Annotated in this window: 6 protein-coding genes; 1 reads left to right on the top strand and 5 read right to left on the bottom strand. The window is 42.4% G+C overall.

The window, feature by feature from the left end; all coding sequences use genetic code 11:
- Window positions 1-733 (top strand): type IV pilus twitching motility protein PilT (locus tag F6K20_RS10585; RefSeq protein WP_287294622.1); only part of this gene is annotated, 733 nt, incomplete at its 5' end.
- A 307-nt stretch (window positions 734-1,040) separates the two neighbouring features.
- On the opposite strand, the gene typA is transcribed toward F6K20_RS10585, so the two are convergent.
- From typA to F6K20_RS10560, 5 genes are all read right to left on the bottom strand, one after another.
- Window positions 1,041-2,843, bottom strand: a complete 1,803-nt coding sequence (typA, locus tag F6K20_RS10580; protein WP_008190216.1) for a translational GTPase TypA — start codon at window positions 2,841-2,843, stop codon at window positions 1,041-1,043.
- 130 nt (window positions 2,844-2,973) lie between these two features.
- Window positions 2,974-3,186: a hypothetical protein gene (locus tag F6K20_RS10575; protein WP_131826878.1), complete on the bottom strand. Its 213-nt coding sequence runs from the start codon at window positions 3,184-3,186 to the stop codon at window positions 2,974-2,976.
- 77 nt (window positions 3,187-3,263) lie between these two features.
- Window positions 3,264-5,006, bottom strand: coding sequence for a peptidoglycan-binding domain-containing protein (locus F6K20_RS10570; RefSeq protein ID WP_131826877.1), 1,743 nt, complete (start codon window positions 5,004-5,006; stop codon window positions 3,264-3,266).
- A 755-nt stretch (window positions 5,007-5,761) separates the two neighbouring features.
- Window positions 5,762-7,072 carry a hypothetical protein gene (locus tag F6K20_RS10565; RefSeq protein ID WP_287294620.1) on the bottom strand — a complete coding sequence of 437 codons (1,311 nt, stop codon included), beginning with the start codon at window positions 7,070-7,072 and terminating at the stop codon, window positions 5,762-5,764.
- Window positions 7,024-9,828, bottom strand: a complete 2,805-nt coding sequence (locus tag F6K20_RS10560) for an NACHT domain-containing protein (protein ID WP_287294618.1) — start codon at window positions 9,826-9,828, stop codon at window positions 7,024-7,026. Before F6K20_RS10560 ends, F6K20_RS10565 begins: the two co-directional genes overlap by 49 nt.
- Window positions 9,829-10,435: the final 607 nt, after the last annotated feature.

Below are 10,435 nucleotides of genomic sequence, written 5' to 3'. Positions count from 1 at the left end.
GGGAATTATTTTAATTACCGGTCCGACAGGATCAGGTAAATCAACCACTCTTGCGGCTATGATTCGCCATCTCAATGAAACAGAGTACAAACATATTGTTACGATTGAAGACCCGGTTGAATATGTCCACCGCTCCCGAAAGTGCCTGATTAGTCAGCGAGAAGTGGGATTGCACACCCATGAGTTTCACCACGCTCTGCGGTCTGTGTTACGGGAGGATCCCGATATAATTCTAATTGGGGAAATGCGCGATCGCATCACAGTTGATACTGCCCTGCAAGCTGCCCAAACCGGTCATCTGGTCTTGGGTACTCTACACACTCGCAATGCCATCAGCAGTATTAACCGTCTGTTGAATCTCTACAATCCTGATGAACAGTCAGCGATCCGCATCCAGATTGCTGAGTCCCTGTTGGCAGTTATTGCCCAACTCTTAGTACCAACCATCGATAAGGGTCGGATTGCGGTTCATGACATTTTAATCAATACCCCAACTGTACAGGATTACCTGCTTAAGGGAGAAGATGTGGATGTGTTCCGACTGATGGAAACTGAAACCATTGAAGGGATGCAAGTGATGAATCAGGCTCTCTACAACTACCTAATTGATGAAAAAATCACACCCACCGAAGCCCTTAAAGTGTCTCCTGATCCCCAGGCTTTGATACGCCAGATGCGCACTGGTGGTATAGATGCTTCCGCCTCGGCTCGTGATTGGATGAATGAAGGTTAGGAGGTTGTCTGTCAGAATTTAGAATTAAGAATGAAGAATTTAGAATGTAGCATTTAGAATGCAGAATTTAGAATGAAGAATGAAGAATGAAGAATGCAGAATGCAGAATGAAGAATGCAGAAGGCAGAAGGCAGAAGGCAGAAGGCAGAAGGCAGAAGGCAGAATGGTGAATTCCCAATTCTAAATTCTAAATTCTAAATTCCCAATTCTACATTCTTAATTCCCAATTCTACATTCTTAATTCCCAATTCTACATTCTTAATTCCCAATTCTACATTCTACATTCTTAATTCTACATTCTTAATTCTTACCTTTTACCTTGCTTCGCCAACTTCTTCTTAGACAGCTTCCGCAAACGAACTGACTGAGGTGTAATCTCTACCAGTTCATCGGGTCCAATATACTCCAAAGCCCGTTCCAAACTCATCTCCACTGGGGCTTGTAACTGCACTAATTCATCCCCAGTCGCGGAACGATGGTTAGTTAACTGCTTAGTTTTACAGACATTTAGATCTAAATCCTGAGGACGATTGTGTTCCCCAATAATCATGTTTTTGTAAACCTTGGTGCCTGGTTTAATAAAGAATACACCACGGTCTTCTCCATTTTTAAGGGCATAGAAGGTAGCCATCCCTTCTTCAAAGGCTACAATTACTCCATTGCGGCGAGTCTCTAATTCCCCAGTCATGGGACGATATTCTAGGAAGCTATGATTCATGATACCTTCACCTTTGGTCAGGCGAAGGAAGTCCCCCCGGAAACCGACTAAGCCACGGGCAGGAATCACAAAATCGATTTGGGTGCGACCATTGGCACCTACTTGCATATCTTGCATTTCCCCTTTGCGCTGTCCCAAACGCTCGATACAGCTACCAACCGCTTCTTCTGGTACATCTAGCACTAGATATTCAAAGGGTTCACAAGGTTGACCATTGACTTCCCGGTAGATCACTTGGGGTTGGGAAACTTGGAACTCATATCCTTGGCGACGCATGGTTTCGATCAGAATACCCAGGTGTAGCTCTCCACGACCAGATACTAGGAATTTATCGGGGGAGTCAGTGGGTTCTACCCGTAGTGCTACGTTTGTTTCTAATTCTCGGAATAAGCGATCGCGTAATTGTCGCGACGTTACAAAGTCCCCTTCCTTACCGGCAAAGGGCGAATCATTCACGCAGAAGGTCATTTGCAAGGTAGGCTCATCTACCTTAATTAGGGGTAAGGCTTGGGGTTCATTGGGACAAGTAATGGTTTCACCAATATTGGCATCAGCAAACCCAGCTACTGCCACGATATAACCAGCTGATGCTTCTTTTAGGTCAACTCGCTTGAGTCCTTCAAATCCCATCAACTTGGTAACTTTTGCCTGAACTATGTCCCCAGTATCCTTAACTAAAGCAGCTTGTTGACTGGCCTTAATGGTTCCGTTGTGAATTCTGCCAATCACAATCCGACCTAGGTACTCAGAATAGTCCAAGGTGGTGACTTGTAGTTGTAGGGGCTTAGCAGGGTCTCCTACTGGTGGCGGAACATGATGCAAAATTGCTTCAAACAGTGCCTGCATATCTACCGCTTCTGCATCCAAATCTTCTTTGGCGTAGCCTTGTAGACCGGAGGCAAATAGGTAGGGAAACTCACACTGGTCATCGTCTGCTCCTAATTCTAGGAACAGATCCAGGACTTTGTCGATGGCACCATAAGGGTCGGCTTGGGGTCGGTCAATTTTATTGACCACTACAATCGGGCGCAGTCCTTTTTCCAGAGCTTTTTTCAGGACAAATCGGGTTTGAGGCATTGGTCCTTCATTCGCATCCACAATTAGGATGCAGCCATCCACCATACCCAATACCCGCTCTACTTCTCCACCAAAGTCAGCGTGACCGGGAGTATCAACAATATTAATTAGGATGTCTTTGTACCGAACGGCGGTATTCTTAGAAAGAATAGTAATACCCCGCTCCCGCTCTAAATCGTTGGAGTCCATCACGCAGTCTGGAATGTCTTCCCCTTCGCGGAAGATACCGGATTGTTTGAGTAGAGCGTCAACTAGGGTAGTTTTGCCGTGATCGACGTGAGCGATAATAGCAACGTTGCGAATTGGGAGAGTCATACCAGCGCCTGGAAATAGGTAGCAGCAGTTAAAATTTTTTCTAAAGATTTCTTAATAATTCTAGCTTATCTTGGCAAGACCCGAAGAAAAATGGCTGATGCCCGACTTGTAGCATCCGGCTAAGCTAAACCTATGTATAGCAAAGGGAGTAGGGAGTAGGGAGTAGGGAGTAGGGAGTAGGGAGTAGGGAGTAGGGAGTAGGGAACTTCAGATTAAAAATTATCACAATTGATTTAGGTACCCTATCAAATTTATGCACTTTTGAGAAATTTGCGTTCGCGTAGCGTGGCCTACGGCCAATCGCTTTTAGCGGAAGCTTCGCTTCATCGCGTAGCGTGACCAAAGGTCAATCTTTGCTGCTGGTGCCATCAGTTGAGAGTTACCTGTAACTGTAGGCTTACTCGGTCAGTCCTGAATTGATTAACTGCTGACACTGGTAAGCGATCGCGTTTCAGTGGATACCTTCTTCTGGCTTTCAACCGGGGGCTGAGGAGGTGCTGACTCGTTCTCAGCCTTCAAACGCAGAGTAAAGGATTTATCAACATAGATACCTTTGGAATCAGTGCGACGGACAATCACGGTATGGCTGGTGTCTGTTTTGAAATTCATCAAGCTTTGCTCGGTAAGAGCCAGTTTATTCTCCGTCAACATAAACCGCCCGCCAGCATCATCAATTAATGAGTAGGTATACCGTTCTCCTGTTTTTGGGTTAGTCGGGGATAGGATACCAACTACAGTTCCTGGTTTCATCTGCTCAGGGATAGGTTGATCAGCTTGGTCAGACTTTTGGGCTGTTCGGCGGACATTTTCCTGACTTGTGCTGGTATCTTGGTGATGGTTTTGGTTAGCTAAGCTAGCGTTTTGAGCAAGGCGATACAGGTCAGTAAAGAAGTTATTGAGAGGTTGAATCCGCCCCTTAGCTGCTTCGACTTCGACTAAGTCACTGTTGGTCAATTCTTGAATAACGGACGATATAGAAGGGTGGGTAAAACTGTAGAGACCTTCCGCAGGAGATTCCAAAACAGCTGAGAAAGATAGATTCTCTTCACCGATCGATGGTGGTGATTGTTTAAATTTAATCTGATCTAAGGGCAAGAACAACGTAGAGGATTTAGCCAAGTTTAGCTTAGCTGTATTTTCCTTACTATCCTCAACTTGTATCGGTAAACTATTAGGGCTTGTTGCCACTGGGCTGGTGAACAGAAGTAGACCATACTTCCCTAAGCTTAAGTCTTGATTGTTTTGCTCTACAGTTTCCTCTATAGCATCAGTTTCAGAGACTGTTTCAGGGGTTGAGGATTGGTCTATCTCGCTCTCACTGATGGTAGTTAGCAAATCATCCATTGAATAGATGTTTGATTCGCTATCTTCTATGGGCACAATATTGTCAGGTTGCCCTGTTTTTGTAGAGGATTTTCCTATCCTCAGCCGAATCGGAAGCCGATGATAGTTTATCTGTAGTACAATTACTCCCCATCCTCCAAGAGATACCACTGCCCAGCCAAACAACCATAGGTATAGTGGTTTATTGGAGAGGGCGTTCAAGGGGGTTGAACTAACCGATTGATTTGCTAAGGGAGACTCTGCTGTTGAAATAAAATTATCAATGATAGTATCCTGGAGTTCCCCTCTAGTTTCTGGCTGATTTGGGGAAATCTCGATCAACTCCCTCTCTTGAGCAGATAAAAATTCTGAGTGCAATTGTTGTAGAGTTATCCAGGTTATTGGTCCAACTATACCATCCGCATTCAACCCTAGTGCTTGCTGGAATGTAGAGACAGCAGCAAAGGTATTGGAGCCGTATACACCATCCACTGGCTGTTGGTAGTATCCCAACTGTTGCAGTATAGTTTGTAGTCTAGTCACAACTTCCCCTTGGCTACCCAAACGCACTGTTGGGGGCAAGGCTATTTCTTCTGAATACCTTCCCTGGACTGTTTTGAGATTACTGAATCGAGAGTTTTGAGCAAATGCGATCGCTTCTGGAGCACTGATGCTATTGGGGGGTTTCCACTGCCCAGGGGCTTGGTTGAGCTTCTCAGTGGGCATGCAGATACTGCTGTGACTGTAGTTAAGACTAGCAGTGGCATTTTTGCAGTGGCTGTAGGCTAGTAGTAGGAGAGTTGAGGGGTCAGGCATATAGCGTTTGTATCTAGGTTGCAAACACGCTTCTTGCTGCAAAAGGCAAGAGGCAAGAGGAATTCCCCCTAACCGCCCTCAATCAGGGGAGGAGGCAAGAGGGGGAAGAGATCGGGAGTTTTATTCGACAATAAAAAAAGACCTCCTAGGTTTACATCTGATCGAGAAACGCTATAGACAGCACTTTAGTCTAGTAAGCTTTGCAGAATTTATTTTGTGAACCCGGATATTTTGGTGAGGAGGTTTGTAAAGTTTTGTAAACTATGGTAAAGGGAGTAGGGAGTAGGGAGCAGGGAACAGGGAACAGGGAACAGGGAAAACATCAAACATCGGGTGCATCTCATATTTGTAAAAAAGTTGCGTAGGGTGCGTTAGGGGGGCCTAATTTTCCGCTTCGTAGGAATGGTTATGTTGCTGCCCGTAACGCACCACTGTGTCAAACAGCAAAAATGAGATGCACCCAAAACATCTCTGTAGCTCATAGCTATTAAAAACGCTATATAGCCATTTTCTATCCCATGAGCTACAAAGCGATCGCCCTAAATCACCATTAAAAATGGGGACTTTGAGGTTGATAACCGTAAGTTATAAATTCAATAAACGCTATAATTAAATATTATTAATTATGCTAGTATAGCATTCAAAAATAAAAAACCTTCTTCTATCAGACTATAGCGGTTTATAGTCTAATCAGGTACACATTATTTTTATCCTCTTACATTTGATGACTTCACTGCTCCCTACTCCCTACTCCCTGCTTCCTTTGCTATAAATTATCGCTATTCACTATCTGGAGTTGAAGAAGGAGATGGAACAGTTGGCGTTGGTGACAGTGACGGTTGCTGATCTATTCCCAAAAATCTTTTTATTTGCTCGTTAAATATCCCATTACCGAATAATCCTATCACTCCCGCAACCACACCAACAATTGTCATAATCCCAAGGATTTTGTTCCATAGATCTCCGCTGCTAGGGTTGGTTTTAGGGTCAGTGACTTTGATAGTATTGCGTTTCCCTTTTCCGATTTTATTTGTAGTAATAGTTTTGCTGTTATTAACACTGCCTCTATTCTTGTTATTGGAATTGGTGATGACATCGCCACCATCCGTGTTGAAAGTCTTCTTTTTAACCATATTGGTTATATCTTTTCCTCCGATGGAAACATTACCACCTTCATTATACAAATCTATATTATATGTACTTTGATTATCTCCCACAGTTTTACTAACTATGGGATCATGATATAATATCGTCTTAATAACGTCTTTTGGCTCAAGTGCATTCCAGGTTTTACGACGCATGGTATCCCTGGCAGATATCAGCCTTTGCTTAAGCCAACGTAGTTCAGGAAATTTTCCAAAAATACGCTCCAATTGATCACAGGCTTGAGGGGTTCCAAAATTTTCCAGTTGCCGTAGAATGTCATCTCTTAATCTAGCCACCTTATCCCTTGGACTGACATTATAACGTACACCATTACTATGATCGGGATCTTCGTGATAGGGATATTGCCTAACCAGCCACATATATAGATCAGCTAACTGTTTCTCATTAAGATTAAGCTCTAAGTGACCCGGAAACGAATAATAGCGATAAGCAACTGACTCAATCAAGTCTCGTCCAAGATTTGGTTCTTGCTCAAGAATCGACCATATACTAGACCAACGGTCAGCAGTTGGGTAGCGGAATAGCAATGTTAAGGCAATCATGACTCTGTCACGTTCATCTTTCTTCAAAGGCAATGGCAATGAGCTCAATGTTTGTAGATATTCTCTAGCTTTCTCTTTAGATTCATTCGAGCTATGTTTGATAAGCTCTTCTAACAGATCCCCCATACAGTTGGGCTTTATGGATTTATTTTGAGCCTTTTCTAAAATAAAATCACTTAGATGTTTATCCCAACATTTTTTAAATATTCTAATTCTAGATATAGAGTCAAACTGCTGATTTTCTTGATCGATCAGAATATCCAAAGTTTTACACACCTGATCACGAGCCTTTGAGTAAACTATCTTTACTAACTCTAAAAAGTTGTCAGAATCTAGGTTTCCAAGAGGAAAAGCGATGATAACAGGTGCCCAATGCGCCATGTTTCAGATGGAATCTTGTCAAGAATCTTTGGAGCTTTATTTAGAAGCAACAGAAATGCTCTACAACCCGCCAAGGCTGGCCAATTAACTTTATTCTTACCAATCCAATCAGTATTTATCTCTTTCTGATTTATAATATAGTTTTCGGCACCTTCAATAATCCTAGTCCGAGTAGGTTCATCAGCCTCTTTCCACCCTGGAAGCTTAGTTAAATCAGGTTCAAATTCATTAGAATAGTGTCGGCTGTATGGCTTTAGGGTCATTTCCAGATTCAACTGCCACCAAGCTGATAAGTTACCATCGTCTAATTGATCCAAACAAAGAATAACTCTCTCTCTAGGAGATGGTTCTAATAATTTTTGTTGAGGACGGGTATTCGCAGCTTTGTTTGAAGCTAGTTGTCCCTGTTCACTATTATTAAAATAAGAAGGAAATTGCTCATAGAGCCATTTTGGATTAGCAAACTTATAATACCATTCAATAGTCCTATCAATCGATTCTGTATTATCTTGATTAAATGTATCGTAGATTCTCTGGGCAAAATGTTTATGTAGTTTCTCCCATCTTGACCTAAGCACTTCATCTTGCATCCAATCCTGATCGTGATCAGCAAGTCTAGGTTTTAGGTAGATATCTCCTATTAAATTTAATACAAATTCTAATAGAGGATCCGATTCAATCATCACTAAATTAACTAGTGCTTTTAAAAGCTTCATACTCTTACCCTCTTCTTTTAGAAAATCAGATTTTAATCTTGGTTCCCTCCGCCATTTTTCTTGAAGCATTGGTACAAGTGTATTCTTGAGAAACCGTTGGTAAGAGCTATCAACAAGATTTATTTTTTTTGGAGGAGTTAAGGCATCAAACAACTCATCATCTGTCAAATAATTGCGCTTATTATTACACAGTGCTTGTAGGCAACAACCCTTAAGCCTGTCGTCCTCATCCTCCGGAAGCGGATTAAGGGCTAACGGCTTGAGTTTGAGTCTTGAATTCTTATCTCTAATCTCCCCAATAGCTTGAACAGCACTAATCCTAAGTTCAATTTTTTCCTCTGAATCAGTTGCTAAGGTAACCAATTCATTTTGGAGTTTATTCACTTCACAAACTTCAGCAATCTTGATAGCTGTATCTCGTGCATCAATTGCCTTACTTGCATCCACAATATATGGACGAAGCTGTTCCGCAAGGTTAGGATGTTTTAGTTTCTCGTATAAGCGGTAGTTAATTATTATTGTTTGAGTTAAAAGTTTTCCTTGCTCATACTCCATCAATAAATTTGAAACCACCGCTTCTTGCAAACTAGGCTCTGGAGGTATATCGCTCAGAAGTAACACATCAGGATCCGTTGTCAGAATTACCTCACGTATCTCAGGTATCATGGTGGCTAACCATGCAACAGTTTCATGGAGCTGAGGAATCAATTTATGCTCAGGGTCTTCATCCTTAGATAAATAGAAAAGACTCTGGAATAAGGAGACAGATACATGATGTTCCTTCAAATACCATGCTGCTAGAAACTCAGCATAGGTCTGATGAGACCACCCTATCAGCTTTTCACCACCGGATGAAAACAAGCCAGTATCTAAAACCTCTTTGATAGCTGGTTCAGTGATATCAAAATTTTTGCTATTAGCAACTTCGGTCTCAATGCAGAGATTTTCAATTAGAACTAGCTCATCTTTAGATGGAGCACAATCTGCATATGTTCCATTACAAACACCAAATCGATTGGCAAAAATTGTAACAGCCGCAATCCGAGCAGCAATGATCAGGCGCTGGTCTGGATCGAGACCACCCATAGCACGTGAGTCACGACGGCTAGAATTACTTTCTTCGCATAAACAGCGACAGCCATCAAGATAAATTTCATCAATCCTCTTATTTTCGAGAGACTGACCACGATCACCGTAACTCTTCATCAGAAAGTTTAGGGTGATCGGCTTGATAGCTAGGGGCACAAGGTTTTTTATAGAAACTTCTTCTAAGAAAGATTCTGGAGCAATTCCGTTAGCTTCTGCTGCTTTAACAACATCTTTACGACGAAGTGGAACTAGCTGATATATTCCTAGGGAATCTTCCCCAAAAATTTCCTTTAGTTCTGACTCAAGCACAGATGGTAATACCGCTGGTCTACAAGCAATCCGAAGAGTTAAACAGTTAACATGTTCCTTATAATCCTTAAGCCCATCAACTAAAATTGCTGCCACTGTTTCTAGTCGTAAAAGGCATTCATCAAGACTATCTAAAAATATGTGGAGCCGTTCGCGTAGCGTGGCCGAAAGGCCATGGCTACCAGATTGCCACCTAATAAATTTTGGGCTTTCAAACAGTTTCTTATTGAGTTTATCTTCCGTAGAAACTGATCGAAGATCAAGTGACAGAATTTCATCGTCTGTATTTTCAAGCTCAGCAGTCACCTTATCTTCTTCCTCCTTCATGGCTTGAGTCTTGCCGATGCCCGGTTCACCGAGGAGTATGAGGCAGGGTATTTCAGAAATTTCCCTAAAGGTTACCAACTTAGGATTGGGATTGTAACCGTTGACCGATTTAACGTCTGGATCGCATAAGTAACCATCATAGCCTAAATCGAAGCGCTCAGAGGGAGAACACCAAAATCGCTGCCAGTTATAAGTCTGATTCGACATGCTGTAGGGTTTACAGAATAGATAAGCATTGTCTTGATGCAGTCGCTCATGGGGGAAACCCCCAAGACCGTAATGGTGCTTTTTCCGTTGGCGAATTAAATTCGCCACGGGTCGCACCTCTGCATCGCTTCCTATGATAACTAGAAAAATCTCTAGCAATCCGTGTAGGAATTGTGATAATTTTTGATCCGAAGTTCCCTATTCCCTGTTCCCTTTCCTATACCTTACCGAATTAAAACCGGCTACATTATAGCAGCTGATTTTTATAATAGCATTTAACTATGCCACTTTTTAAAGTGACATAATTTCAAAACAGATCCAAAATCTATCATGGTAGAAAATAATCTAGTGTGCAATCTCCACCATCTACATAAAAGACACACTTGTGTAATCGACACAAGATCAGACCAGGCTGCATTTAAACCAAAAACTGCATTCTACCAATAGTTTTGCTTAATAGTTGTAAGCATTCAGCTATCAGCTGTCAGCCGTCAGGTAATCAACGGGAGCTAGTAAACAAGCTGGGGGGGCTAGTACGGTTGGTTGAAAATCCCTGGTTGTTTTACTCATCCGACCCCGTGCAGTTAAAGCGCCTGCTAGCACTTCAAATAGCACCATCTGTAGCGCATAAGCACCTCAAGTAGCGTGCGCGTAGCGCATTAGCTGATAGCCTATGCGCTACGCGCAATGGGGGTTTTCCCAAGACTTTCAATTA

Source organism: Moorena sp. SIO2C4 (assembly GCF_010672485.1).
In the GTDB taxonomy this organism is placed as follows: domain Bacteria; phylum Cyanobacteriota; class Cyanobacteriia; order Cyanobacteriales; family Coleofasciculaceae; genus Moorena; species Moorena producens.
Note: the sequence above shows the minus strand (reverse complement) of the source record. Positions and strands in the feature narration are given on the sequence as shown.